This window comes from Thorsellia kenyensis, assembly GCF_042432445.1.
Classification (GTDB): Bacteria; Pseudomonadota; Gammaproteobacteria; order Enterobacterales; family Thorselliaceae; genus Thorsellia; species Thorsellia kenyensis.
Genome location: NZ_JBHLXE010000046.1, coordinates 22,440 through 49,072, shown reverse-complemented (window position 1 = coordinate 49,072; position 26,633 = coordinate 22,440). Strand labels below are relative to the sequence as shown.

Below are 26,633 nucleotides of genomic sequence, written 5' to 3'. Positions count from 1 at the left end.
GTTACCTAGTGAAGTCATCTTGTTAGGATTTATCAATAAAAAAATATTTTCTTGCTTACATTTTATTTTTTAAGCAAGAAAACTTCGAGGAAAAATCATTTTTATAAGTAAATATTTTTTAAAATTGAAGGTATAATTCATTTTAATGTTTATTTTTTGAGTGAAAAAACATCAAAAGTGGGTGAATTTAGCGAAAAAAGCTCAAAAAAAGAGCTAAAGAACAGAAAAGTTAAATTTTTAGTTGCACAAAGTGGAAGGAATACTTAAAATGCACGCCACTTAAGCCGGCTTAGCTCAGTTGGTAGAGCAACTGACTTGTAATCAGTAGGTCGCCAGTTCGATTCCGGCAGCCGGCACCAAAATGCTGGTGGGGTTCCCGAGCGGTCAAAGGGAGCAGACTGTAAATCTGCCGTCATCGACTTCGAAGGTTCGAATCCTTCTCCCACCACCATAGCTTAAGTACAATTAATTTATTAATTGTAGTAGAGAAAAAAGAAAAAATTGCCTTACTGAGCTGTTTAAATGAGTATTTTTTCGATATAATAGCTCGGCCTCTAAAGTTTAGAGAGATAAAAGCAGCCGAGTTCAAAATTGCGGGCATCGTATAATGGCTATTACCTTAGCCTTCCAAGCTAATGATGCGGGTTCGATTCCCGCTGCCCGCTCCAGTTTTGATGTGCTGATATAGCTCAGTTGGTAGAGCACACCCTTGGTAAGGGTGAGGTCGGCAGTTCGAATCTGCCTATCAGCACCACTTCTTGAACCCAGCGAAATTATCTATCTATTCCTTTATTTTAACCTAAGTAGCCAGTAAAACATCTGTTTTGCTTTGGCATCAACTGATCAATGATTTTTTTTTGAGGGACTCATAACATGTCTAAAGAAAAATTTGAACGTACAAAACCGCATTTGAACGTAGGAACTATCGGTCACGTTGACCATGGTAAAACAACGTTAACTGCTGCAATCACTACAGTTTTAGCTAAAACTTATGGTGGTCAAGCACGTGACTATAGCATGATTGACAATGCACCAGAAGAAAAAGCGCGTGGTATTACTATTAATACTTCTCACGTAGAATATGACACACCAACGCGTCACTATGCACACGTTGACTGCCCAGGACATGCTGACTATGTTAAAAACATGATCACGGGTGCTGCGCAAATGGATGGTGCTATCCTTGTTGTTGCTGCAACAGATGGTCCTATGCCACAAACTCGTGAACATATCCTTTTAGGTCGTCAAGTAGGTGTACCTTACATTCTTGTTTTCTTAAACAAATGTGATATGGTTGATGATGAAGAATTATTAGAATTAGTTGAAATGGAAGTACGTGAATTACTTTCACAATACGAATTCCCTGGTGATGATACACCAGTTATTCGTGGTTCAGCACTTAAAGCATTAGAAGGCGTGCCTGAGTGGGAAGAAAAAATCATTGAGTTAGCACAAGCGTTAGACTCATACATCCCAGAACCTGAGCGTGCTATTGACCGTCCATTCTTATTACCAATTGAGGATGTATTCTCAATCTCTGGTCGTGGTACAGTAGTAACAGGCCGTGTAGAGCGTGGAATTGTTAAAGTAGGTGAAGAAGTTGAAATCATCGGAATCATTGACACAGTTAAAACAACTTGTACTGGTGTTGAAATGTTCCGTAAATTACTAGACGAAGGTCGTGCTGGTGAAAACGTGGGTGTTTTATTACGTGGTACAAAACGTGATGACGTTCAACGTGGTCAAGTACTTGCTAAACCAGGTTCAATCTTACCTCACACTAAATTCGAATCAGAAGTTTACGTGTTAAGTAAAGATGAAGGTGGCCGTCATACGCCATTCTTCAAAGGTTACCGTCCTCAATTCTACTTCCGTACTACAGACGTAACAGGTGCAGTAGAATTACCTGAAGGTGTTGAAATGGTAATGCCTGGCGATAACATCAAAATGGTAGTTACTCTAATCGCTCCTATTGCGATGGATGACGGCTTACGTTTTGCTATCCGTGAAGGTGGCCGTACAGTAGGTGCGGGTGTTGTAGCGAAAGTTATTGCTTAATTAATAATTAAATACGAAAGGGGCCTAAGGCCCCTTTTTTTTGCTAAGCGAAATTGATGAAATTTTTGATAGCTTTTTATGTTGTCTGCTTGATTAGATCTTTATAAAAATCAAGATGACAAGAGTTGTTTATTAAAAAAAATTTTTGAATAAACCGATATTTGGATATTTAGTTCAACATTGTAAGACCCTATCAAATTCTTCAATAACTGATATATTAAGTACTTTTCATGATATAGTGTAGACATGAATTATGAGAGGCCTATAAAACTAATTCGAATTAACCTCCGTAGTTGCATATAGATTCTTCAACCGTTTTACTAGAATTTGTCTTTTAGAAGTAACAAAGTTAAATTTAAATAGCGGCCCTGACATTTCCCTAGTTTATACTGTATTCCTCTTGATTTGGACTATGGTTTTTTAGCTTTTTCCCTAACAAAAATACAAATAATCTAGCAAAATTTTAAAGAGTACTGTTGGGATTGTTGAGTTGAAATTTAAATCCTATTGCCTTATTAGGGGGATGCAAAACTATTTACTCTTGGCTAGTTGAATTTTTATTTGTTTAAGCTATTATCATTCATATGATTATTTTGGTTTCAAGTACCTACGTTTAGGCATATTGGCTTGACGTAAAGTTGCATTGGTTTAGTATAAATCTCTAGATTTCAATGTGTGTCATTAATCAGCCTTTAGATATAAGGATAAAGCATGGCTATCGTTAAACCACAACCAGATCCTACTTTAGAATGGTTTTTATCTCATTGTCACATCCATAAATATGCAGCTAAAAGCTCTTTGATCCATCAAGGAGAAAAATCAGAAACACTATATTATATAGTGAAAGGATCTGTAGCTGTTTTGATTAAAGATGAAGATGGAAAAGAAATGATCCTATCCTATTTAAACCAAGGTGATTTTATTGGTGAACTTGGGCTATTTGAAGAAGGACAAGTTCGATCCGCTTGGGTCAAAGCGAAAAGTTCGTGTGAAGTAGCTGAAATTTCTTATAAAAAGTTTAAGCAACTTATTCAAGTCAATCCTGAAATTTTGATGAGATTATCAGCTCAGATGGCGAATAGATTGCAGAGCACTTCGAAAAAAGTGGGTAATTTAGCCTTTTTAGATGTAACTGGTCGTATTGCACAAACACTTTTAAATTTAGCTAAACAACCTGATGCTATGACTCATCCTGATGGTATGCAAATAAAAATAACTCGACAAGAAATAGGTCAAATTGTCGGATGTTCTAGAGAAACTGTTGGAAGAATTCTAAAAATGCTAGAAGAGCAAGGATTAATTTCGGCGCACGGTAAAACAATCGTTGTATTTGGCACGCGTTAATTCAGCACATGGGGGACGGACATAAGGAAGTGTTAGAAGAACTGATTGATAGATCTAATCAGTTTCTTAACCGTTCATTATTGTTAGCTAATCAGTACCTTGGCGTAGATTATCATGCCCCTGCTATTTTTTATAATTTGAAAGGAAAAACTGCAGGCCTAGCATATCCTTTAGAATGGAAAATTAGAATTAATCAATCGATGCTGATTACACATCAAATTCCCTTTATTGAAGAAGTTATTCCTCACGAACTGTCTCATTTATTTGTCTATCGTTACTATAGTGTAAAAAAAAGAGGTGTTATCAAACCTCATGGCAAAGAGTGGGCGGACTTTATGCAAGAATGCTTTGGATTACCCCCTAAAGTCACTCATAATTTTGAAATTCCCTTAAGAGAAGTCACCCTTTTTGTGTATAAGTGTGCTTGTAGGACTCACTATTTATCAGCAATAAGGCACAATAAAGTTCTCGGTTTTAAAAGTTCTTATTGTTGTAAGTACTGCACAGGTAAACTTAATTTTTTAGGACGAACGGAACAAGTAAAAAAATAAGTTGCTTTGCACAAATATTCATATGCTAATATGCAGTTATTTCTGTATTTGTGGTATCATATTGTCTAATATGCACTGCATTCATTAACCTAAATATGTGTCTAGCCCTATGCTTTTTTTTCTAATATACCAGGTCATTTTTTATTGTATCCAACCCCTAATTTGGCTTAGATTACTTTATCGCAGCTTTAAAAATTCAGGATATAGAAAGCGTATTTTTGAACGTTATGGTTTTTGTCGTAAAAAAGTCAGGCCTGGTGGAATTGTATTACACTCTGTGTCTGTTGGCGAAACCCTTGCCGCTGTTCCTTTGGTTAGGGCATTAAAAAATAGATATCCCAATTTACCCATAACTATCACAACGATGACCCCTACTGGTTCTGAAAGGGTTCTATCAGCATTTGGTAAAGAGGTCTCCCATGTTTATCTGCCGTATGATTTATGGGGGAGCATTAGACGTTTTTTAAACTCAACTCGCCCCAGAATTGTTATTATCATGGAGACTGAGTTATGGCCAAATCTTATTTATCAATTGCATAAACGTAAAATTCCTTTAATTATAGCCAATGCTCGCTTGTCTGAACGTTCCTATAGAGGTTATTCAAGAATAAGACCACTGATGAAGCCATTGCTGAGGCAAACCACGCTTTTGTGTGCACAGCACCAATCCGATGCAGAAAGATTTATTGATTTAGGTTTAAGGCGTTCTCAGATCACAATTACGGGTAGTATAAAGTTTGATATTTCTATTACCCCCGATCTAGCGGCAAGAGCGGTGACCCTGAGACGACAATGGGCGCCTAATAGACCTATCTGGATTGCTGCAAGTACTCATCAAGGTGAAGATGAGATCATATTCGAGGCACATAAATCTCTTTTATTACAATTTCCAAATTTATTATTAATTGTTGTTCCAAGGCATCCAGAAAGATTTAGTAAAGTAAAGCAATTAGCTGATAATTACTCATTAAGCTATATCACTCGACAGTCAGGAATGATCCCTGAAGAATCCACGCAAGTGATTGTTGCTGATACCATGGGTGAGTTATTATTGCTTTATGGAGTAGCCGACATCGCATTTGTCGGAGGAAGTTTAGTTGAGGTAGGTGGTCATAATCCATTAGAGGCTGCAGCTCATGCACTTCCTGTCATTATGGGTCCACATGTTTTTAATTTCACAGCGATTTGTAAAAAACTGTCATCTGATCAAGCATTGTTAATTATTCATGATAAACAAGAGTTAGTAAAAAAAATTACTAACTTGCTCAATGATGCAGATTATAGACGCTATTTTGGGCGCAACGCTGTTGAAGTGATTGAAAAAAATCATGGTGCATTAGAGAAACTACTTGAATCTATTGAACCTTATTTGCCTCAGAGGAGACATTAATTGTCAACTAATCAAACGGAAAAAACAGTAAAACTGAGTGTGATACTTATTATGCATAATGAGGCGCATAATATTGAGGATTGTCTTAATTCTGTCAGCTTTGCCGATGAAATCATTATCGTAGATTCAGGTAGTCAAGACGATAGTGTAAAGATTGCCGAAGCAAATGGAGCGAAAGTTATTTATCAACCATGGCTTGGTTTTGGCCCTCAAAAGAATGTTGCTTTATCTCATGCAAGCCATGAATGGGTTCTATCGATTGATGCAGATGAGCGGGTTACTCCTGCACTAGCAGATGAAATACGGGATATTATTCAAATAGATAATCCTTTAGTTGGCTATAATATCTCTCGTTTATCTAAATTTTGTGAAAAAGAAATTAATTATAGTGGATGGAGACCTGATTACGTGTTAAGACTATTTAAAAAGTCTTTAGCTCGTTTTTCTGATGATCCTGTTCATGAAAAAGTCATATGCATTGGTGATGTAGGCAAATTAAAGCATTTTTTATATCATATTAGTTATAGAAAAATTGAGGATGTTTTAAAAAAAACAAATGATTATTCAACTGCTGGTGCAATCAAACTGAATAAAAGACAAAAAAAAATCACTTTTTCTTCAGCGTTTACTCATGGTTTTTGGGCTTTTGTTAGAACTTATGTAATTCAAAGAGGCTTTTTAGATGGTAAACATGGGCTTGTTCTTGCTATTTCTAATGCAGAAGTTACCTATTATAGATATTTAAAAGCTTGGTTTCACCAAAAAAATTTAAAAGATAAACAATCACTTGCCTTGATTGTTTATGCTAAAAATAATCCTAAAGCGTTAAATTTACTTTTTATGTCGTTAATTCACCAAAGTCTATTTCCTGAAGAAATTATTATAGCCGATGATGGATCCAGTGAATCAACCCGTTTGCTTATCGAAAAATTTAATACTTTTTTCGGTAATAGGATGAAGCATGTTTGGCATGAAGACAAGGGCGTTAGGCTGTCTGCCATTAGAAATTTAGCGGTAAAACAATCAAATTCTGATTATCTATTATTTATTGATGGGGATTGCGTTTTACCAAAGAATTTCATTGAAAATCATAAAAAATTAGCTGAAAAAGGCTATGTGGTATCAGGATCTCGAATATTATTGTCAAAAACATTAACTGAAAAACTTGAAGCTCAAAACTCTATTTTAGCGCTTTTTTCTTTCTCTCAACTTTTTTTATGTAGAATGAAAAACCAAGTAAACAGGCTACTTCCTTTATTGACTTTAAATCTAGATGCTAAATGGCGAAAAAAAGATCCAAAAAAATGGCAGGCATTAAGAGGTTTTACGATAGGTGTCTGGCGCGAGGATTTAAATAAGGTAAATGGATTTGATAAAGCTTTCGAAGGTTGGGGTATGGAAGATTCTGATTTTGTCATCAGATTGCAACATGCAGGAGTATTTCATAAAAGTGGGCGTTTTGCTAGCCATGTATTTCATCTTTGGCATAAAGAAAATGACAGATCTCATTTAGCTGAGAACCAAGCAAAATTAGCTGAACTATTAAAAGGTAATAAAATAAAGGCTGATAAAGGCTTAGATGATGTCAATCTTGAGTTATCTCAAACGATTCAATCAGTTAAATCGAGTAGCGGAAAAAATGATGACTAAATTGGAAAAAAAAGCTATTTATCCTGGAACATTCGATCCTTTGACATTAGGTCATCTAGATTTATTAACCCGTTCTTCTGAGTTATTTGATGAAGTAATTCTAGCGGTAGCTTATAGCCCTCATAAAAAAACACTGTTTACTTTAGAGGAACGGGTAAGTCTAGCAAAAAAAGCTTGTGAACATCTCAGAAATGTTTCTGTGGTAGGATTTGATATCCTTCTTGCTTCTTTCGCTAAAGAGAATCAAGCCAGAATTCTGATAAGGGGACTCAGAGCCGTATCAGACTTTGAATATGAATGGCAACTTGCTCGAATGAACCGACATTTGTATCCAGAATTAGAAAGTGTATTTCTAATGCCAAGTGAAAATCTTTCTTTTATTTCCTCTTCGCTAGTAAAAGAAGTCGCGAGACATGGAGGCGATATACAACCTTTTGTCACTAAAGAAATATTTCATGAGATACAACTAAAGTTTCAACAACAACTATTCTAGTTGTATTGAGTATACTATTTATTGCTTTATCGAATCATACAAACTTGCGATAACGTTGATGTGCTGCACCTATTGATTTAATCAATTAATTGTTGCTGTGCTATGTTATTTATAATAACTTACCAGGATTGAGTTTTAACTATACAGTTTTACTTATCCTTGAAATCAAACAAAGATATCTATATGACTAACCAAGAATTTATTAGTGAAATTAACAAACGTAGAACTTTTGCTATCATTTCTCATCCAGATGCCGGTAAAACAACAATTACTGAAAAATTACTCTTGCTAGGACAAGCAATACAAAAAGCAGGTTCTGTTAAAGGAAGGGGCAGTGATGCACATGCAAAATCAGACTGGATGGAAATGGAAAAGCAGCGGGGTATTTCTATAACAACCTCTGTGATGCAGTTTCCTTATGATAAATATTTAGTCAATCTTTTAGATACTCCAGGGCATGAAGACTTCTCCGAGGATACTTACAGAACATTAACTGCCGTAGATAGTTGTTTGATGGTTATTGATACAGCTAAAGGGGTTGAGGATAGAACTCGTAAGTTGATGGAAGTCACACGTCTTAGAGATACACCTATTGTTACTTTCATGAATAAATTAGACAGAGATATTCGTGACCCTATGGAAGTGATGGATGAAGTTGAGCAAGAATTGAAAATTGCTTGCTCACCTATTACTTGGCCAATAAGTTGTGGGAAATCTTTTAAAGGAGTCTACCATTTGCATTTGGATGAAACTTATCTTTATCAAACGGGTAAAGGTCACACTATTCAAGAAAAAAGAGTCATTAAAGGCTTAGATAATCCTTTGCTTGATGAAGTGATAGGGGAAGATTTAGCTAATCAACTGAGAGATGAATTAGAACTTGTCAAAGGTGCTTCTCATGAATTTGATTTAGAGGCTTTTTTAGCTGGAGAGTTAACACCAGTATACTTTGGCACAGCTCTTGGTAATTTTGGGGTTGATTTGATGTTAGATGGTTTAGTTAAATGGGCTCCGTCCCCATCATCTCGAGCTACTGATGAAAGAACTGTCGAGGCATTAGAAGAAAAGTTGAGTGGTTTTGTGTTTAAAATTCAGGCTAATATGGATCCTAAACATAGAGATCGGGTGGCCTTTTTAAGAATTGTTTCAGGTAAATATTCTAGGGGCATGAAAATGCGTCAGGTAAGAACAAATAAAGATGTGGTTATTTCAGATGCATTAACTTTTCTAGCTGGTGATCGTGAGCATATTGAAGAAGCATATGCAGGAGATATCATTGGGCTACATAATCATGGTACTATTCAAATTGGGGATACGTTTACGCAGGGAGAAATGTTTAAATTTACAGGTATTCCTAATTTTGCTCCGGAGTTATTTAGAAGAATTCGCCTAAAAGATCCTTTAAAGCAAAAACAATTATTAAAAGGCTTAGTTCAGCTTTCTGAGGAAGGTGCTGTACAAGTATTTAGACCTCTTATTAGTAATGATCTGATTGTAGGTGCGGTGGGAACGTTACAATTTGACGTAGTGGTGTCGAGATTGAAAAATGAATATAATGTTGAAGCTATTTATGAACCAATAAATGTTGCTACTGCCCGCTGGGTTGATTCTGATGATGTCAAAAAATTTGAGGAATTTAAACGTAAAGCAGAAGCACAGTTAGCATTAGATGGAGGGGATAACTTGACATATATTGCTCCGACTATGGTTAATTTGAATTTAACGCAAGAGCGTTATCCGGAGATCAAATTCTTTAAAACTAGGGAACACTAGTATGAATGCCGATGCGTGTGAATATCCCCTTTTTGATACCCATGCGCATCTTAATTTTCCCCCTTTTTCTGAAAATATTCCTGCAACAATCAAAAAATTCCAGGCTAAAAATATCCAGAAGGTATTTATTCCCGCAACAAAGGCATCAGAGTTTGTTGAACTTTTATTTCTAGCACATCATTATGAAAAAATATTTTATGTGGGGTTGGGCCTTCACCCTTATTTTATCCCTTCACACTTACCCTCTGACATTGACTATTTAAGTTTGTTAATCCAAAAAGATAAGGCCTCTGTTCAACCTGTTATCAAGGCCATAGGAGAAATCGGTTTAGATGCTGCTATTGCTAAAATTGACAGTGATTTATTTAAACAGCAATGTAATTTATTTCGATCTCAATTAATATTGGCTAAAGAATTTAATTTACCTGTCGTTATTCATTCGCGAAAAACACATTCACTTATTCTGACTTATCTTAAAAAAACAGTGCCAGGCCTACGAGGGGTAATTCATGGTTTTTCAGGAAGTTATGAAGAAGCAATGAATTTCATCAAACTAGGTTTTATGATAGGGGTTGGAAGTGTTATTACGTATTCAAGAGCCAATAAAACTAGGCGGGCTATAGCAAAAATTCCTTTAGAATGGGTTGTTTTAGAGACAGATTCACCTGATATGCCTCCTTCAGGTCAGCAGGGAACTGTTAATCGTAGTGAAAATTTAGTGCAAATTTTTAGTGTTTTGTGTGCACTGAGACAAGAAAGTCGCAGTCATATAGCCAAAGTAATATGGGGAAATAGCCAACAATTAACATGTTAATTTTTTGTTACATAGTATCATTTTTAATTTTTGCTATTGCATACCGCTTAATGTTCTGGTAAGGTCTTTCCCTTTTTGAATATTCTTATTTTACGAATAAGTATTTTTCTTTAGCTTGAGATTAAATTTTGTTTGGTATTCAGTAAGGTGTTTGCTTTGTATTAAATAAAGTAAAGCCGAAAGAATATCTTTTGATATTGCTATAACGTATCGATTTCATTAAAACGTACAACAAGTATATTTAAGTAATAACTATGTACTAGGAGAATTGAAGTGCAAGAAAATCAAAACAAGAAAGTATCATCCTTAAGTTTATTGTCAATTGCTGGTGTTGAACCTTATCAACTAAAACCAAATGAAGAATATATGAATGAGAATCAAATTAAGCATTTTCGTTCTATTTTAGAAGCTTGGCGTAACCAATTGAGAGATGAAGTAGATAGGACGGTTAGCCATATGCAAGACGAAGCAGCTAACTTCCCTGATCCTGTTGATAGAGCTGCTCAAGAAGAGGAGTTTAGCCTTGAATTGCGCAATCGTGACAGAGAGCGTAAATTGGTTAAAAAAATAGAAAAAACACTCAAAAAATTAGAAGAGGGTGATTTTGGCTATTGTGAAGCTTGCGGTGTTGAAATTGGTGTTCGCCGTTTAGAAGCAAGACCGACTGCTGATATGTGCATAGATTGTAAAACACTCGCTGAAATCAGAGAAAAGCAGATGGCTAACTAAATTTTAAATTTATAGATATTTTGAAATTAAAATTTAAATAAAATTCGATAACCTCTTTAATGTACCTTAATTTTAAAGAGGTTATAAAAGGAGCTATAAATTAAAATAATTTTTCTGCTGTCTTTAACCAATCAGCCTTGAATGGGCGTTTTAAATTTGTGACCGCATCTTCAATTTCATGGTGCACTAGCTCATCTTGTTGTATACCTACGCAATGACCTGAGACTCCCTTTAAAAGAAGTTCAATAGCATACGCACCCATGCGTGAAGCAAGTACTCTATCGTAAGCAACAGGAGAACCACCTCTTTGGATGTGGCCTAGAACCGTAGCTCTAGTTTCCCGTTCTGTTTGAGTCTGTATATATTTAGCCAGTTCATAAATATCTGTTACTTTTTCTGTTACTGCAACAATCGCATGTTTTTTTCCATGTTCAATCCCTCTTTGTAGCTCTTTAACGAGTGCTTCTTTATCAAGAGGAACTTCAGGTAAGATCATAAATTCACAACCACTTGCGATAGCTGCAGCCATGGTTAAATCACCGCAATAACGCCCCATCACTTCAACTAAAGATATGCGTTGATGAGAAGAAGATGTATCTCTTAATCTATCAATTGCTTCTACAATCGTTTGAAGTGCAGTAAAGTAACCAATTGTATAATCTGTTCCGCCTATATCGTTATCAATTGTGCCAGGCAGGCCTATGCAAGGGAATCCCTTTTCTGACAAGAGTTTAGCTCCCATGTAAGAACCATCACCACCAATTACAACAAGGGCATCGATACCATTATTTTTTAAGTTTTCAATTGCCTTTAAGCGAGTAGCTTCTTCTTTAAATTGAGGGAATCTTGCTGAACCAAGAAATGTTCCGCCACGGGTTATCATATCTGATACATCAGAGCGGTTGAGTTTTTTCATCCTATTTTCATATAAACCTAAATAGCCATCATATATGCCATATACTTCAAGTCCGTCAGTGATAGCCGCTCGCACTACCCCGCGTATTGCTGCATTCATTCCAGGAGAGTCACCACCACTTGTTAATACACCTATTTTTTTTATCATAAAAATTGCCTCTTTTTTGTTTTAACGATTAGGTCCAAATTCACTTTTAAACACTTTGTATCATTGTATTTCAATTATATATTAATTTTATTAAACTATTTTTGACTCACATTAATTATTTTTATTACACCCTAAATATCTGTTTTTTTACAGTGCAATAGTAGTCATATTTAATTTTCTTAATAAACAAATGGTGACCGTTAGATGATTTATCTTATATCATTATTTTGAGTTTTATAGTGTCTTTTTTCCTTGATTCTCTTTTGCGACTGCTGAATGAGGATCTTGATGTAGCAGTATATCTGCCGATGGAAAAGCAATTAACAATGCATTTTCTATATTTTCAATGATGGCATGTGCCTCAATGAGAGGTAAGTTATCTTCAATTTCGATATGCATTTGAATAAAACGCGTGAGTCCAACTCTTCTGGTTTTCAAATCATGGGCACCTAAGACTCCCTGTGTCTTTACTGCAATTTTGATTATTTGCTCTTGTTCTTCTACTGGAAGGGCTTTATCTAGTAACATTTGAATTGCATCATAACCAATTTTTAATGCATGATAGCCAATATAGAGGCTAATAAAAATAGCGAAAATAGGATCGGCTCTTGAAAAACCATAATGAGATAAAATTAAAGCCGCTAAAATAGCGATATTTAATAACACATCAGATTGGTAGTGAAGCATATCGGCTTTAATTGCTTGGCTTTGAGTCGTTTTATACACCCAGCGCTGATAAATCACTAGAAATATAGTGGTAACTAATGAGATTATGATAACAATCATGGCCCAACTTACATTTTTGATAGGTACTGGATTAACCAGGTTTTGTATCCCATTAAGCATGAGAATTACTGCTGAACCTAAGATAAACATTCCTTGAGCCAAAGCGGAGAGAGATTCTGCTTTACCATGACCAAAGCTGTGGTTGTGATCAGCGGGTAATAGTGCAAATCTTAACACTAGTAAGTTTAATGAGGAGGCACTAATATCGATTAAAGAATCCAGGAGGCCTGCTAAGAGTGTTATTGAACCTGTGATCCACCAAATAATGGCTTTAGCGATAAATAAAACTGAAGCGACACTGGTTGCAATAATAGCCGCTCGAGTGACTCTTTTAGCGTAGGCAGAATGGCTTTTAACGAGATTGTTCATAAAATCTAGTCTCTTGGCTTGAGAATAATTAAATGTAATTGATAAATTACTGTTAGAATATCCCTAGTTTACTCTTTTTTTATTAAGATTTCATTTGTGTGATCAATTTCACATTCTATTTTTGTGTTTTTTTAAAGTGAGCTGGAAAAAACGGTTTAAAAAAGGTCAGTTATTGATATTATTAAATACTGTGATAAAAATTAACGTTGTTAAGATAAATTGAGGTTCTTATGAGTCAATTACCAAAAAAACTGGGTATCGTTATGGATCCCATACAAGAAATTAATATTAAAAAAGATTCAAGTTTTGCTATGTTACTTGCTGCACAATCTAAAGGCTATGAACTTTTTTATATGGAGATGAAGGATCTTTATTTAAATACAGGTGAGGCACGTGCTACAGCCAAAAAACTAAAAGTAACATATGAAACTCATTCTTGGTTTGAGTTTATAGGCGATCATGACATCGCTTTAAATGAATTAGATGTTATATTAATGAGAAAAGATCCTCCTTTTGATACGGAGTATATATATGCTACCTATATTTTAGAAAGAGCAGAAGTTGAAGGTACTCTTATAATCAATAAACCGCAAAGTTTAAGAGACTGTAATGAGAAATTATTTACTGCATGGTTTCCTGATTTAACCCCTCCTACACTAGTGACTAGAAAAACTGAATTAATAAGGCAGTTTTATCAAACTCACAAAGATATTATTTTAAAACCCTTAGATGGAATGGGTGGTTCATCTATTTTTAGAGTTAAAGAAGGAGATCCTAATCTTTCAGTGATTATTGAGACATTGACTCAATTAAATCAAATTTATTGCATGGTACAAAGTTATCAACCAGCGATTATCGATGGGGACAAGCGTATTTTGATAGTTGATGGTGAGCCTATGCCATATTGTTTAGCAAGAATTCCGGCGCAAGGTGAGACAAGAGGTAATTTAGCAGCTGGTGGTCGCGGTGAAGCAAGACCTCTGACAGAAAGTGATTGGGCGTTAGCTAATGCAGTTGGTCCTGTTTTGAAAGAAAAAGGATTAGTGTTTGTTGGGTTAGATGTCATTGGCGATAGAGTGACTGAGATTAATGTCACTAGCCCTACATGTATTCGTGAGATAGAAGCAGCTTTTGATATTTCTATTACGGACAAATTGTTTGCTGCAATTGAAAGACGGTTAAGTGAAATGAAAATATAAAATCAACTAATAGGTGTAATTGGAGAAGAAATTTGAGTAGTAAAACGGTATTAGGATTTGATTTTGGCACGACAAGTATCGGCGTTGCTGTGGGACAAACCATCACAGCAAGCGCAAATTCATTGAAGGCGCTGAAAGCCACAGATGGTGCACCAGATTGGTTTTTAGTTGAAAAATTGATTAAAGAATGGCAGCCTGATTATATTGTAGTTGGTTTGCCATTGAATATGGATGGTACTGAGCAACCCATGACACAAAAAGCTAGACGCTTTGGAAATAGGCTGAACGGGAGATTCAATATTAATGTGTTTTTTCAAGATGAACGATTGAGTAGTGTCGAAGCAAAATCCCGACTTTTTCAAGACAAAGGATTTAAAGGCTTATCAAAAAGGGATGTTGACTCAACTTCGGCTGTTGTTATTTTAGAAAGCTGGTTTGAAGAAAATCCTTCTTCTTAGTCTAATTGAATTGACTTGCAATTATATTTACTGCTTTTACAGATTCATTTAAATGTAAGTTGAATGATGGACCTTCAAAAATCATCTAAATTTAGTCATTTAAATAGGTATATACTTGAGTTACTTCAAGTTGCAGGTGTAGATAGTATCCGAATGTCCATTTAGTGGAGGTTAAATAATACCAAAACCTGCATCTTGATTTCCATTGGGTATAGCTCTTTGAATAACGTTATAAATTACCTTCTTCGTTAGTTAAATTGCTACGCTAATTTTAATATTTCTATTCAACTATTATATTGAACTTCTTTATATTTTTTCTAGCTTATTTTTTTGTCTCCATACGATATATCCATAAATTGAATTAATAAGATAAATCGTCCACATGGCTAAAATCGCCATTCCTTCATTTTTATTTTCAAGAACAGCCAGTACCCAAAGTGCAATTGCCGTTATATTTACTGCAATCCAAGCAAGCCATTGTTCTTGGTACCTTAATACCATGAGTAGTGTACCAACAACATTTAATACCGCTGTAGCAGAGTCAAGGCCAGGTTGGTGCCCACCTATTTTTTGCATTAATAAAGCATAGATGAAAATACTAATGAAAGTGAAGGTGATGAGTAAGGGAGTCTGCTGGGTAGTTAATTTTTTAGTGATTACTTCGACTTTTTTCTTATTTTTATCTTTTCTTAAATTTTTGAACCAGTGGAAATAGCCAATGAATTGAAGTGGCAGAAATAAAAACGCATAAGCAATCGCTTCTCCAAAAAAATGATATTGGTAGGCAATAAATGCATAGGTAGAGGTAGCGATGATCGCATAAAAATAGCCAGATAGTTTGGCTTGAGCTATCAGAATTACTCCGATTACACCAGTAATTGAAGAGACAATTTCAATCCAAGAAGATTCAAACGAGATACAAATAATTATCATAGCTGCAATCGCAACAAAGAAAATTGAATAACCTTTTAAAGACCATCCTTTGAGATCATCAATAATATTGTTAGCTAAAAACGGGAACATAAAACCTCCTAATTAATGATAAACCATAAATATCATTTGAAAGCATTATACTAAACAAGTTTGTATATTATTGATCGAATTGTTTTATATATCAAACAAAATTTTAATTAAGTTAACTTAATTAAGTAAATAATGTAAAAATCAGTTTTAGAAATCATGGATAAAAAAGTATAGTTTTGCAAGCCTATTATTGACAAATGAATCGAGCATATAGGAATAGAGATAGATATGTTAGGATAATGTGTCACCAAAGGGTGCCATGCAGCCACGGTATTTGAAATTGAAGAGTAATGAGGAGAATATGCTTTTAGTGAGTGTTTTTTGCACTCTAGGTAATATTTTATTCAATAATTTATACAGCAGAAAACGTATAATTATTTCTAGCTCATAAAATAAATATAAGATATGAATGGATAATAAGCCTTATAGGATTTTGTTAACAACACTTTGCTAATGATAGCAAAGTGTTGTAATGTAATGGTTCTATTGATTTTGTAGCATGCTTAGCATGTCTTGGGGTGGTAAATAACCGGGAACAAGATTACCATTAGGTGTAATGATAGCAGGTGTACCAGTTACACCCATTTGATTACCTAAGTTATAATGCGTTTTAATATCAATATCACAAGTTGCTTTAGCGGGTAGTTCACCTGAAGTCGCAAGATCAAAAGCCTTGTTTCTTTCCGCCATACACCATACAGACTGCATATTATCTGCATTTTCAGACGTAGGGCCTTGCCTTGGAAAAGCAAGATATTTCACTGTAATCCCTAAGTCATTATATTCATTGATTTGCTCGTGAAGTTTTTGGCAGTAGCCACACGTAATATCAGTGAAAACAGTTATCGAAAATTTTTCATTTTTGGCAGGATAGACTATCATTTCATCGCTCAGTTTATCCACTTCACCTTTAAGCTTAGCTATCATGTAATTAACAGGAGTCTCTCCACTCAAATCATACAGTTCGCCTGTGAATAAAAAATTGCCATCTTCAGAAGCTAACATCACGCCTTGTTCAGTCGTTACTGTTTTAATTCCTTTAAGTGGGGACTCTTCTATTGTTTTTATATTGACACCCAATTGATTTAATTTATTTTCAATAGCTTGATTAGCCAGAGCTGAAAGCGGTAGGCTTAAAAATGTGGCAATAGTAAGTAAATTGCGAATAAAGGACATGTTAGCTCCATAAGTAATAGGGAAAAAGTGAGTATTGACACTATTTTTATTGTGATGTCAGGAGTTATGCTATTCCTTAACCTTACAAATGCGATACTACTGACTGGAAAAAATAATTAAAAATCATTCATTACTTGATTATAGGGGGTATTGTGTAAAATTGGAATGTATATTCCAATCTAATCAGGTAGTATTTCGTCAATTTAGGTCAAGATGCGTTCTTTAATGTGATTAAAGGCGATTTTGTTTCAATTCTGACTAGACAGCTCAATAAGAGTTTGTTAACTTACGCACATTATTTTTGAAAAATGGTCATACCATTTTAAAAAGTACATTTTTATCGGGCTTTATTGTGACATTTTGTCCTTGAATCGCGATTTTTTTAAAGTTAAATAGGATAAACTTGCATTAAAAGGCTGGTAAACTTGAAAAGTTTTAATAAAGTCAGACAACCTAAAGTATCTGATGCGGTAGAGCAACAAATAGAAAAACTGATTTTAGAAGGGTCTTTAAGGCCAGGCGAAAAACTTCTTCCCGAAAGAGAGCTTGCTATTGCCTTTGATGTTTCAAGACCTTCATTAAGAGAAGCTATTCTTAGATTAGAGGCAAAAGGCTTACTGTATCGTAAGCAGGGGGGCGGAACATTTGTTCAATCGAATTTGTGGCAAAGTCTCAGCGATCCTTTAACTGAACTACTAGCATCGCATCCTGAATCTCAATTTGACTTGTTAGAGACTAGGCATGCCTTAGAAGGTATATCAGCTTACTATGCCGCATTACGTGGAACAGAAGAAGACTTATCTTTATTAAAATTAAAGCATAATGCTATTCAAGAAGCACAGAGAAGTGGCAATATTGATGCAGAAGCAACGGCTGTACTGCAGTACCATATTTGTGTTACAGAAGCTGCGCATAATATTGTATTGTTGCATTTACTACATGCGCTCATACCTATTTTAGAGACGAATATAAAAAATAATTTTAAACTCTTGTATTCTAAAGAGGAGACTCTACCTAAACTCAGTCAACATCGAGCAAATGTGTTAAATGCAATCTTAGCAAGAGATCCTTCAGAAGCAAGAGAGGCGTCTAATCGCCATTTAGCCTTTATTGAAGAAACAATTTTAGAAGTTACCAAGGAGCAAACTAGACGGGAACGTTCATTACGTCGTTTGCAAAGAGAGGACAGCAAGTCAGCAATATAATATGCAGTCGTATGAAATATTATATTTTTGAGTATTATTTACTAACCCATGAGGACGTATATTATGTCAACAAAACTAACTCAAGATGTCGATCCTATTGAAACACAAGATTGGCTCCAGGCGATTGAATCTGTTATCAGAGAAGAGGGCGTTGAACGCGCTCAATATTTGTTGGAACAATTGATAGATAAAGCCAATAATGGTGGTGTTAACATAGCCACTGGTACCACTGCAAGAGACTACATTAACTCAATCAGTTTAGAAAATGAGCCAACTTATCCTGGTAATAGTGATTTAGAAAGACGTATACGCTCAGTCATTCGTTGGAATGCTATCATGATGGTCTTAAGAGCGTCGAAAAAAGATCTTGAACTTGGCGGACATCTTTCTTCTTATCAATCAGCCTCAACTATGTATGAGGTCGGATTTAATCACTTCTTTAGAGCTCGCACAGCACAAGATGGTGGAGACTTAGTTTATTTTCAAGGTCATATTTCTCCTGGTATTTATTCTCGTGCATTTGTTGAGGGGCGTTTAACTGAAGAACAATTGAGTAATTTCCGTCAAGAATTAAATGGCAATGGTTTATCTTCTTATCCTCATCCACATTTAATGCCTGAATTTTGGCAATTTCCAACTGTATCTATGGGGTTAGGCCCGTTAAATGCGTTATATCAAGCTAAATTTTTGAAATATTTAGACAACCGTGGCCTTAAGGATACTTCAAATCAACGAGTCTATGCTTTCTTAGGTGATGGTGAAATGGATGAACCTGAATCTAAAGGCGTTATTACCGTTGCTACCCGCGATAAATTAGATAATTTATGTTTTATTATTAACTGTAACTTACAGCGTCTTGATGGACCAGTGACTGGTAATGGTAAGATTGTTAATGAGCTTGAAGGTATTTTTGCTGGTGCAGGCTGGAATGTCATTAAAGTGCTTTGGGGTGAGCGTTGGGATGCATTATTTGCAAAAGATACTTCAGGTAAATTAATACAGTTAATGAATGAAACAGTAGATGGTGATTTCCAAAGATTAAAATCTAAAGATGGCGCATATGTTCGTGAACATTTCTTTGGTCGTTACCCAGAAACAGCTGCACTCGTTGCAGATATGTCAGATGCTGAAATTTGGTCACTAAACCGTGGTGGTCACGATGTAAAAAAAGTGTATGCCGCTTTCAAAAAAGCTGCAGAAACGAAAGGTCAACCTACAGTAATACTTGCTCAAACGGTTAAAGGTTACGGTATGGGTAATGCAGCTGAAGGAAAAAATATTGCGCATCAAGTGAAAAAAATGGACATGGATGATGTTAAATTATTCCGTGATCGTTTTAATGTGCCTGCTACTGATGAACAAGTCGAGTCTCTCGCCTTTTTGACTTTTGAAAAAGGCTCAGAAGAGTATGAATATCTGCACGCTCGTCGCCAAGCGCTAGGTGGATACTTACCTACACGCTTAAAGGAAAGCACTCATAAACTTAAATTACCTGAATTAAGTGAATTTAGTGCGCTTTTCGAAGAGCAAAAACGTGAAATTTCTACCACAATTGCTTTTGTTCGTGCGTTAAACGTTATGCTTAAATCAGATATTAAAGAACACCTAGTACCAATATTAGCTGATGAAGCAAGAACATTTGGTATGGAAGGGCTTTTCCGTCAAATTGGTATTTATAGTGCAAGAGGTCAGCAGTACACACCGCAAGATAAAGAACTAGTGGCCTATTATAAAGAAGATGAACAAGGTCAAATTTTACAAGAGGGAATTAATGAAGCTGGTGCGATGGCATCTTGGTTAGCTGCTGCAACCTCTTACAGTACTAATGATTTACCTATGATTCCTTTCTATATTTACTACTCAATGTTTGGTTTCCAACGCATCGGCGATCTTTGCTGGTTAGCAGGTGATCAACATGCTAGAGGTTTCTTAATCGGTGGAACATCTGGTAGAACAACGCTTAATGGTGAAGGACTTCAGCATGAAGATGGCCATAGTCATATTCAAGCGTTAACAGTGCCAAATTGTATTTCATATGATCCAGCTTTTGCTTATGAAGTTGCGGTAATTATGCATGATGGTTTAGTGCGTATGTATGGTGATAATCCAGAAAATATTTACTATTACATTACTACACTTAATGAAAACTACGCAATGCCAGCTATGCCACAAGGTGTGGAAGAAGGAATTCGTAAAGGAATTTATAAATTGGAATCTTATTCAGGCGATAAAGCTAAGGTACAACTGCTCGGTTCAGGTGCAATTTTACGTCATGTACGTATTGCAGCAGAGTTACTTTCTACTGAATTTGGTATAGGTAGTGATGTCTATAGTGTTACTTCATTTACTGAATTAGCCCGTGATGGTCAAGATTGTGAACGTTGGAATTTATTGCATCCAACAGAAGCACCGAAAGTTCCTTATATCACGTCAGTGTTAGAAGATACTGTCACTGTTGCCTCAACAGACTATATGAAATTATTTGCTGAACAGGTACGTCGTTTTGTACCATCAGCACACTATGCTGTATTAGGTACGGATGGTTTTGGCCGTTCAGACAGTCGTGATAATCTTCGCAATCATTTTGAAGTCGATGAACACTATGTTGTTATCGCTGCACTATCTCAATTAGCAGAGAAAGGCGTGGTAACGAAAGAAGTTGTTCAATCGGCCATCAATAAATATGGTATTAATAGTGACAAAGTCAATCCACGTTTGGCTTAATAAATAAGAGGACTTAACATGACAATAGAAATTTTTGTACCAGATATTGGAGATGATGAAGTTGATGTCACTGAAATTTTGGTAAAAGTAGGCGATAAAATTACTGCAGATCAATCATTAATGGTGGTTGAGGGTGATAAAGCCTCAATGGAAGTTCCTGCATCAACAAGTGGCACCGTGGCTAAAATTTTAATTAATGTCGGTGACAAAGTGAAAACAGGCTCTTTAATCATGATGTTTGATGCACAAGATTCAGCCTCTTCTACTCCAAGTGCGCCTACGCCTAAATCTGTTGAAGCTTCTGCACCTGCAGCAGTCGAATTAGAAACAATTTTTGTACCAGATATTGGCGAAGATGAGGTAGATGTCACGGAAATATTAGTAAAAGTCGGTGATAATATCTCAATTGATCAATCATTGATGGTAGTTGAAGGAGATAAAGCTTCTATGGAAGTTCCTTCTCCTAAAGCAGGGATAGTGAGTGAAATTACAATTAAAGTTGGAGATAAAGTAAAAACTGGATCTGCAGTCATGGTATTTTCTATTTCTGGATCAAGTTCTGCAACTCAGACCAGTTCTCCTGCACAATTAGCATCACCTCTAGCAACAAGTCATACTAAAGTCATCACTGTACCAGATATTGGTTCAGATGAAGTTGATGTTACGGAAATTTTGGTTAAGGTTGGTGATACAGTCAAGAAAGATCAATCGTTGATTGTAGTTGAAGGCGATAAAGCTTCAATGGAAGTCCCAGCTCAAGAAGATGGAATAGTGAGCGAAATTACAATTAACGTCGGTGATAAGGTCAAGACAGGATCTAACATCATGGTCTTTACTGTATCAGGCGCATCATCGGATGGTCCTGAACAAAAAGCGCCAGTGAAGGCACAGGCTGTTTCACCGGTAACTACTGCACAACCTGCTCCTGTTTCTCAATCAAATACATCAAAAAATGAATTTGAGGTGAACCAAGCGTATGTACATGCAACTCCTTTAGTCCGTCGCTTGGCCCGTGAATTTGGTGTTAACCTGGCAAAAGTTAAAGGTACAGGGCGTAAGAATAGAATTTTACGTGAAGATGTTCAAGCGTACGTAAAAGAAGCTGTACAGCGATTAGAATCTGGTGCGAGCAGCAATGGTGGTGCTGGATTAGGATTAATTCCTTGGCCAAAAGTTGATTTTGCTAAATTTGGTGCTATAGAAGAAGTGGATTTATCTAGAATCCAAAAACTGAGTGGCGCTAACTTGAGCCGAAATTGGGTGATGATTCCTCATGTAACACAATTTGATGAAGTTGATATTTCAGATCTAGAGGCATTTCGTAAGCAACAAAATCAGGAAGCAGAAAAGAGAAAATTGGATGTTAAGTACACACCATTAGTTTTCTTAATGAAAGCGGTAGCTAAAGCTTTGGAGGAGTTCCCTCGCTTTAATAGTTCTCTTTCTGAAGATGGACAAAAGTTAATATTAAAAAAATATATTAACATTGGCGTTGCCGTAGATACACCTAATGGTCTTGTAGTACCTGTTTTTAAAGATGTGAATAATAAAGGCATTATTGAACTTTCTCGCGAGTTGATGGTTATTTCAAAAAAAGCGCGTGAAGGAAAATTAACTGCATCAGATATGCAAGGAGGATGCTTTACTATCTCTAGTTTAGGTGGATTGGGGGGTACTTCATTTACACCTATCGTCAATGCGCCTGAAGTAGCTATTCTTGGCGTATCTAAATCTGCAATGAAACCTGTGTGGAACGGTAAAGAATTTGCACCGAAGCTTATGCTTCCACTTTCTTTATCCTACGATCACCGCGTGATAGATGGCGCTGATGGCGCACGCTTTATCACTTACCTCGGTGCAGTTATTTCTGATTTACGCCGCTTGGTAATGTAATAAAAATAAAATGTATGAGTTACAGCTAAGTCTTAATTCAGTTCTATTAAGACTTGGTATAAAAAAATAAACCTTGTTATTAAAACCTTAAAAATTCGAGGCTAACATGAGTACAGAAATAAAAACCCAGGTAGTTGTTATCGGTGCTGGTCCTGCAGGTTATTCTGCTGCATTTCGCAGTGCTGATTTAGGCATGAAAACTGTCATTGTTGAACGTTATGCGACCTTAGGTGGCGTATGTTTAAACGTGGGATGTATTCCCTCTAAAGCACTATTGCATGTAGCAAAAGTCATTAATGAAGCTGCATCTTTAGCCGATCATGGTATTGTATTTGGCAAGCCGCAAACAGATATAGATAAAGTACGTTCATGGAAAGAGAAAGTGATTTCCCAGCTCACAGGTGGTTTAGCTGGAATGGCTAAGGGCCGTAAAGTGGATACTGTGCAGGGTGTTGCTAAATTTACAGGTTCTCACTCTTTAGAAGTCACTGGCGATGATGGTAGCAAAACGATAGTAACTTTTGAGCATGCCATTATTGCAGTAGGATCTCATCCTATCAAATTACCATTTATACCTCATGAAGATCCTCGTATCTGGGATTCTACAGATGCTTTGGAACTTAAATCAGTACCGAAAAAACTCCTAGTTATGGGCGGTGGTATCATTGGTTTGGAAATGGGTACTGTATATCACTCTTTAGGTACTGAAATTGAAGTGGTGGAAATGTTTGACCAAGTCATTCCTGCTGCGGATAAAGATGTTGTTAAAGTCTATACCAAAAAAATCAGTAAGCAATTTAATCTATTGTTAGAAACAAAAGTGACTAAAGTGGAAGCAAAACCTGATGCGATTCATGTGACAATGCAAGCAAAAGATGGCAGTGAATTCACACATACTTATGATGCAGTGTTAGTTGCTATTGGCCGCGCTCCGAATGGTAATAAAATTGACGCACAAAAAGCGGGTATTAATGTAGATGAACGTGGATTCATCCATGTTGATAAACAATTACGTACAAATGTACCTCATATTTTTGCGATTGGTGACGTAGTCGGTCAACCTATGCTTGCCCATAAAGGGGTCCATGAGGGTCACGTGGCAGCAGAAGTTATTTCTGGCTTAAAACATTTCTTTGATCCAAAAGTTATTCCATCAATTGCGTATACTGAGCCTGAAGTTGCGTGGGTTGGTTTAACTGAAAAAGAAGCTAAAGAAAAGGGGATAGCTTATGAAACAGCGACTTTCCCTTGGGCTGCTTCTGGTAGAGCGATAGCCTCTGATTGCGCTGATGGTATGACGAAATTAATTTTTGATAAGGCAACAAATCGTATTTTAGGTGGAGCAGTTGTTGGTACCAATGGTGGTGAATTATTAGGTGAAATTACTCTTGCCATTGAAATGGGATGTGATGCTGAAGATATTGCACTTACAATCCATGCTCACCCAACACTACATGAGTCAGTAGGATTAGCTGCTGAAATTTATGAGGGTAGTATTACAGATTTACCTAATCCAAAAGCTAAAAAGCGCTAATAAGAAACGTTAATTAGTTTATTTAATAAAAGGCAAAAGCTAGCTTGCGAAAAGTTTTTTGCCTTTTATTTTCAAATCAGCTCCAAATCACCATCTAAAAAAATCATAATCTATCATTTTTTAATATTAATAGGTTAGTGCTAAAATGTGATGAAATCACCCAAAAATATGTCAAGTTATTGATTTTTGAATAGCGATGTCTCGTCTTTAAAGTACATATACCTATTCTTTTAGTTTAATAGCTTTAACTTCTCAAATACATCTAGAGGTAAAATATCCTTCATTTGTCCAGTTGGACTTGTCAGTGCATTTTGGTTTATGCCATATCCTCCAATTAAATTAGGATCTGTAGGACCATACAGCGTAATGTTATGTTTACTAAGCGCCGCAGTGAGATGGCTAAGCCCTGTATCTACCGAAATAACAGCTTTACAATGCGCAATTTCATTAGCAACTTCATAAAGGTTAAGCTTAGGCAATACTTCAATAAAATCAAAATCTTCCGCTAAACGTTCAGCACGCTGTTTTTCTTTATCTGTACCCCAAGGCAGTTTAATTTTATAGTTTAAAGGCGCTATCAATCGAATTAGTTCTAACCAATGGTTTTCAGGCCAGTGTTTTTCATCTCGAGTGGTACTATGTAAAAAAATTAAATAGGTATTTTTTTCAGCCTCGCCTGATAAATTAGATGCTTCTACAGCAGAGTGTCTATCTTGAAAATATGAGGCAATATCATAATTTCCTACAGAGATAGGCAACTGATAGCCTAATGATTGGGCAAATAGCATTCTGATGCGTTCAACTGCGTGTAGATCTGTAGCGACAGTATGGCGCTTATCATAAAAAAAACTAGCCAATCCTTCTCTCGCAGATTTAAACGAATAGCCGTGTTTAGTGCCTCTAGCATGCCTTACAACAAACAAAGCACTTTTAATAAGTCCTTGAGCATCGATAATCAAGTCGTATTGTTCTGATTTTATAGCGGCTAAAAATTTAAAGCGCTCCTCTCGCGTCTCTTTGGCAAACCAAGATTTTCTCCATCGTCTCAGTGCTATCGGTATCACCCGTCTAATGGTTTTGTGCCAACTAGGAATTTGAGCAAAATTCTCTTCAACAACCCAATCTACTTGTATTTGCGGAAAAAAAGATAACGCATCGGTTAAGGCTGGAAGCGTGTGCAATATATCTCCCATCGAGGAAGTTTTTACTAATAAAATCTTCAAGTAGGGTATCCTTTTATTATGTTCAGTTAGTGAGTTATGAGGCTCAATACTTGTCACAAACAATATATTATCTATTCATTATATAAAGTAAATAAACGGTTTTCTAAAGCCAATAACCTTTCTTGTATTTTTTCCATGACCATTTTGGGGCTAATATCTACTAAACTTTGGTGATACCCCATTGCTTGGTTAGTTTTACGAATTTTGATGAATCCTTCAATTAACCTTATAATTTGAGCATTGCTGGATAAAGGAGGAGTAAAATTCGGGCTTGTTGGACCGTATAAAGCCAATAGTGGTTTATCAAATGCAGCTGCAATATGCATTAAACCTGAATCGTTGGTTACCACATAATCTAGTGCTGTAATAAGACACATCACCTCATCTAGGGAGGTTTTCCCTGCAAGATTGATACAACCTTCCTGCTGTTCGGCATTTAACTGGCGTATAATATCTTCTCCAATTGCTTCATCTTTGGCAGATCCTAAAATCACTATGTAGTGACCAAGCGATATTAATTGTTTAGCAAGTGCTGCATAGTGATAATCAGGCCATCTTTTAGCTGGACCAAATTCGGCTCCAGGACAAAAGCCAATGAAGAGTTGTTTAGGATTTTGTTTTAGAGTGGTTAACCAAGACTTAGGTATAAGCTTTTCTGCCACAGCTATTGACTCCGATGATGAAACCTGTAGTTTGGGGACTAAAATTGGTTCAGGGATATCTTTTGCTGTTTTAATTGCTTGTGAGGGATATGCCAGAGCAACATAACGTTCTACCATTTTTTCAAAATCAGTCTTATTAAGTTTTCTACAATCAGTTAATAAGCCATAGCGAAATTCTCCTCTCCACCCAACTCTAGTAGGAATTTTTGCAAACCAAGGAATGAGTGCAGACTTAAAAGAATTAGGTAAAATATAAGCATGAGTATAACCATTTTCTCTTAATTTTTTTCCTAATTCTCTTCTTGCCTTAATCCCTAATGCGCCGTGGCCTAAGGGCATTTCAATACCTTGATTTATCTCAGGCATTCTACTGAGTAAAGGAAAACTCCATGCAGGGGCCAAAACATCAATAAGTGCATTAGGATGAGTTTGTTTTAACGTACGATATAAGCTTTGAGACATCATCATATCGCCGACCCAAGAGGGTCCAATGACTAATATTCGCATTATTTTTTA

At 36.0% G+C, this 26,633-nt stretch carries 21 protein-coding genes and 4 tRNA genes; 19 read left to right on the top strand and 6 right to left on the bottom strand.

Annotated elements, in window-relative coordinates; translation table 11 throughout:
* Nucleotides 1-283 precede the first annotated feature (283 nt).
* The 13 genes from ACFFIT_RS04575 (at nt 284) to dksA (ending at nt 10,802) form a co-directional block, all read left to right on the top strand.
* Nucleotides 284-359 (top strand) — tRNA-Thr (locus tag ACFFIT_RS04575).
* 7 nt (nt 360-366) lie between these two features.
* Nucleotides 367-451 (top strand) — tRNA-Tyr (locus tag ACFFIT_RS04570).
* 142 nt (nt 452-593) lie between these two features.
* Nucleotides 594-668: transfer RNA gene (locus tag ACFFIT_RS04565), tRNA-Gly, on the top strand.
* Nucleotides 669-678: 10 nt separating this feature from the next.
* Nucleotides 679-754: transfer RNA gene (locus ACFFIT_RS04560), tRNA-Thr, on the top strand.
* Between the two features lie 119 nt (nt 755-873).
* The gene (gene tuf / locus ACFFIT_RS04555) at nt 874-2,058 is read left to right on the top strand and encodes an elongation factor Tu (protein ID WP_385876468.1); all 1,185 of its coding nucleotides are present in this window, start codon (nt 874-876) and stop codon (nt 2,056-2,058) included.
* Between the two features lie 711 nt (nt 2,059-2,769).
* Nucleotides 2,770-3,402 carry a cAMP-activated global transcriptional regulator CRP gene (gene crp / locus ACFFIT_RS04550; protein ID WP_385876467.1) on the top strand — a complete coding sequence of 211 codons (633 nt, stop codon included), beginning with the start codon at nt 2,770-2,772 and terminating at the stop codon, nt 3,400-3,402.
* 8 nt (nt 3,403-3,410) lie between these two features.
* Nucleotides 3,411-3,953 carry a SprT-like domain-containing protein gene (locus ACFFIT_RS04545; RefSeq protein ID WP_385876466.1) on the top strand — a complete coding sequence of 181 codons (543 nt, stop codon included), beginning with the start codon at nt 3,411-3,413 and terminating at the stop codon, nt 3,951-3,953.
* Nucleotides 3,954-4,062: 109 nt separating this feature from the next.
* Nucleotides 4,063-5,343, top strand: coding sequence for a lipid IV(A) 3-deoxy-D-manno-octulosonic acid transferase (waaA, locus tag ACFFIT_RS04540; RefSeq protein ID WP_385876465.1), 1,281 nt, complete (start codon nt 4,063-4,065; stop codon nt 5,341-5,343).
* Entirely contained in the window at nt 5,344-6,993 is a 1,650-nt protein-coding gene (locus ACFFIT_RS04535; RefSeq protein ID WP_385876464.1) for a glycosyltransferase family 2 protein, read from the top strand.
* 1 nt (nt 6,994) lies between these two features.
* Nucleotides 6,995-7,486: a pantetheine-phosphate adenylyltransferase gene (gene coaD, locus ACFFIT_RS04530; protein WP_385876492.1), complete on the top strand. Its 492-nt coding sequence runs from the start codon at nt 6,995-6,997 to the stop codon at nt 7,484-7,486.
* Nucleotides 7,487-7,669: 183 nt separating this feature from the next.
* The gene (gene prfC / locus ACFFIT_RS04525) at nt 7,670-9,259 is read left to right on the top strand and encodes a peptide chain release factor 3 (protein WP_385876463.1); all 1,590 of its coding nucleotides are present in this window, start codon (nt 7,670-7,672) and stop codon (nt 9,257-9,259) included.
* A gap of 1 nt (nt 9,260) precedes the next feature.
* The gene (locus ACFFIT_RS04520; protein ID WP_385876462.1) at nt 9,261-10,073 is read left to right on the top strand and encodes a TatD family hydrolase; all 813 of its coding nucleotides are present in this window, start codon (nt 9,261-9,263) and stop codon (nt 10,071-10,073) included.
* A 273-nt stretch (nt 10,074-10,346) separates the two neighbouring features.
* Nucleotides 10,347-10,802 (top strand): RNA polymerase-binding protein DksA, encoded by a 456-nt coding sequence (gene dksA / locus ACFFIT_RS04515; RefSeq protein ID WP_385876461.1) that lies wholly within the window; start codon nt 10,347-10,349, stop codon nt 10,800-10,802.
* A gap of 100 nt (nt 10,803-10,902) precedes the next feature.
* On the opposite strand, the gene pfkA is transcribed toward dksA, so the two are convergent.
* Nucleotides 10,903-11,865: a 6-phosphofructokinase gene (gene pfkA, locus ACFFIT_RS04510; RefSeq protein WP_385876459.1), complete on the bottom strand. Its 963-nt coding sequence runs from the start codon at nt 11,863-11,865 to the stop codon at nt 10,903-10,905.
* A gap of 234 nt (nt 11,866-12,099) precedes the next feature.
* Entirely contained in the window at nt 12,100-13,020 is a 921-nt protein-coding gene (locus ACFFIT_RS04505) for a cation diffusion facilitator family transporter (protein ID WP_385876458.1), read from the bottom strand.
* A 230-nt stretch (nt 13,021-13,250) separates the two neighbouring features.
* Between ACFFIT_RS04505 and gshB the strand changes: the two genes are divergently transcribed.
* Together gshB and ruvX are read left to right on the top strand one after the other, a co-directional pair.
* Complete coding sequence (gshB, locus tag ACFFIT_RS04500; protein WP_385876457.1) at nt 13,251-14,219, top strand: glutathione synthase; 969 nt, start codon at nt 13,251-13,253, stop codon at nt 14,217-14,219.
* A 32-nt stretch (nt 14,220-14,251) separates the two neighbouring features.
* A complete protein-coding gene (gene ruvX, locus ACFFIT_RS04495; RefSeq protein ID WP_385876456.1) occupies nt 14,252-14,677 on the top strand; it encodes a Holliday junction resolvase RuvX in 426 nt (141 codons plus the stop codon).
* A 306-nt stretch (nt 14,678-14,983) separates the two neighbouring features.
* Here the strand turns inward: ruvX and pnuC are convergent, their stop codons facing one another.
* Nucleotides 14,984-15,700: a nicotinamide riboside transporter PnuC gene (gene pnuC, locus ACFFIT_RS04490; protein WP_385876455.1), complete on the bottom strand. Its 717-nt coding sequence runs from the start codon at nt 15,698-15,700 to the stop codon at nt 14,984-14,986.
* 483 nt (nt 15,701-16,183) lie between these two features.
* Complete coding sequence (dsbC, locus tag ACFFIT_RS04485) at nt 16,184-16,867, bottom strand: bifunctional protein-disulfide isomerase/oxidoreductase DsbC (RefSeq protein WP_385876491.1); 684 nt, start codon at nt 16,865-16,867, stop codon at nt 16,184-16,186.
* Nucleotides 16,868-17,301: 434 nt separating this feature from the next.
* Here dsbC and pdhR point away from each other — a divergent pair, with 434 nt between their 5' ends.
* From pdhR to lpdA, 4 genes are all read left to right on the top strand, one after another.
* The gene (gene pdhR, locus ACFFIT_RS04480; RefSeq protein WP_385876454.1) at nt 17,302-18,081 is read left to right on the top strand and encodes a pyruvate dehydrogenase complex transcriptional repressor PdhR; all 780 of its coding nucleotides are present in this window, start codon (nt 17,302-17,304) and stop codon (nt 18,079-18,081) included.
* A 63-nt stretch (nt 18,082-18,144) separates the two neighbouring features.
* On the top strand, nt 18,145-20,805 hold the full coding sequence (aceE, locus tag ACFFIT_RS04475; protein ID WP_385876453.1) for a pyruvate dehydrogenase (acetyl-transferring), homodimeric type: 2,661 nt from the start codon (nt 18,145-18,147) through the stop codon (nt 20,803-20,805).
* An 18-nt stretch (nt 20,806-20,823) separates the two neighbouring features.
* Nucleotides 20,824-22,698: a pyruvate dehydrogenase complex dihydrolipoyllysine-residue acetyltransferase gene (gene aceF, locus ACFFIT_RS04470; RefSeq protein ID WP_385876452.1), complete on the top strand. Its 1,875-nt coding sequence runs from the start codon at nt 20,824-20,826 to the stop codon at nt 22,696-22,698.
* 106 nt (nt 22,699-22,804) lie between these two features.
* A complete protein-coding gene (gene lpdA / locus ACFFIT_RS04465; RefSeq protein ID WP_385876451.1) occupies nt 22,805-24,232 on the top strand; it encodes a dihydrolipoyl dehydrogenase in 1,428 nt (475 codons plus the stop codon).
* 230 nt (nt 24,233-24,462) lie between these two features.
* Here lpdA and rfaC read toward each other — a convergent pair whose 3' ends face one another.
* On the bottom strand, nt 24,463-25,455 hold the full coding sequence (rfaC, locus tag ACFFIT_RS04460) for a lipopolysaccharide heptosyltransferase RfaC (protein WP_385876450.1): 993 nt from the start codon (nt 25,453-25,455) through the stop codon (nt 24,463-24,465).
* Nucleotides 25,456-25,526: 71 nt separating this feature from the next.
* Nucleotides 25,527-26,624: a lipopolysaccharide heptosyltransferase II gene (gene waaF / locus ACFFIT_RS04455; RefSeq protein WP_385876449.1), complete on the bottom strand. Its 1,098-nt coding sequence runs from the start codon at nt 26,622-26,624 to the stop codon at nt 25,527-25,529.
* Nucleotides 26,625-26,633 lie beyond the last annotated feature (9 nt).

Coding starts and splice junctions, on each gene's coding strand:
- tuf (WP_385876468.1), top strand. CDS start 874: ATGTCTAAAGAAAAATTTGAACGTACAAAACCGCATTTGAACGTAGGA.
- crp (WP_385876467.1), top strand. CDS start 2,770: ATGGCTATCGTTAAACCACAACCAGATCCTACTTTAGAATGGTTTTTA.
- ACFFIT_RS04545 (WP_385876466.1), top strand. CDS start 3,411: ATGGGGGACGGACATAAGGAAGTGTTAGAAGAACTGATTGATAGATCT.
- waaA (WP_385876465.1), top strand. CDS start 4,063: ATGCTTTTTTTTCTAATATACCAGGTCATTTTTTATTGTATCCAACCC.
- prfC (WP_385876463.1), top strand. CDS start 7,670: ATGACTAACCAAGAATTTATTAGTGAAATTAACAAACGTAGAACTTTT.
- ACFFIT_RS04520 (WP_385876462.1), top strand. CDS start 9,261: ATGAATGCCGATGCGTGTGAATATCCCCTTTTTGATACCCATGCGCAT.
- pfkA (WP_385876459.1), bottom strand. CDS start 11,865: ATGATAAAAAAAATAGGTGTATTAACAAGTGGTGGTGACTCTCCTGGA.
- ACFFIT_RS04505 (WP_385876458.1), bottom strand. CDS start 13,020: ATGAACAATCTCGTTAAAAGCCATTCTGCCTACGCTAAAAGAGTCACT.
- gshB (WP_385876457.1), top strand. CDS start 13,251: ATGAGTCAATTACCAAAAAAACTGGGTATCGTTATGGATCCCATACAA.
- pnuC (WP_385876455.1), bottom strand. CDS start 15,700: ATGTTCCCGTTTTTAGCTAACAATATTATTGATGATCTCAAAGGATGG.
- aceE (WP_385876453.1), top strand. CDS start 18,145: ATGTCAACAAAACTAACTCAAGATGTCGATCCTATTGAAACACAAGAT.
- aceF (WP_385876452.1), top strand. CDS start 20,824: ATGACAATAGAAATTTTTGTACCAGATATTGGAGATGATGAAGTTGAT.
- lpdA (WP_385876451.1), top strand. CDS start 22,805: ATGAGTACAGAAATAAAAACCCAGGTAGTTGTTATCGGTGCTGGTCCT.
- waaF (WP_385876449.1), bottom strand. CDS start 26,624: ATGCGAATATTAGTCATTGGACCCTCTTGGGTCGGCGATATGATGATG.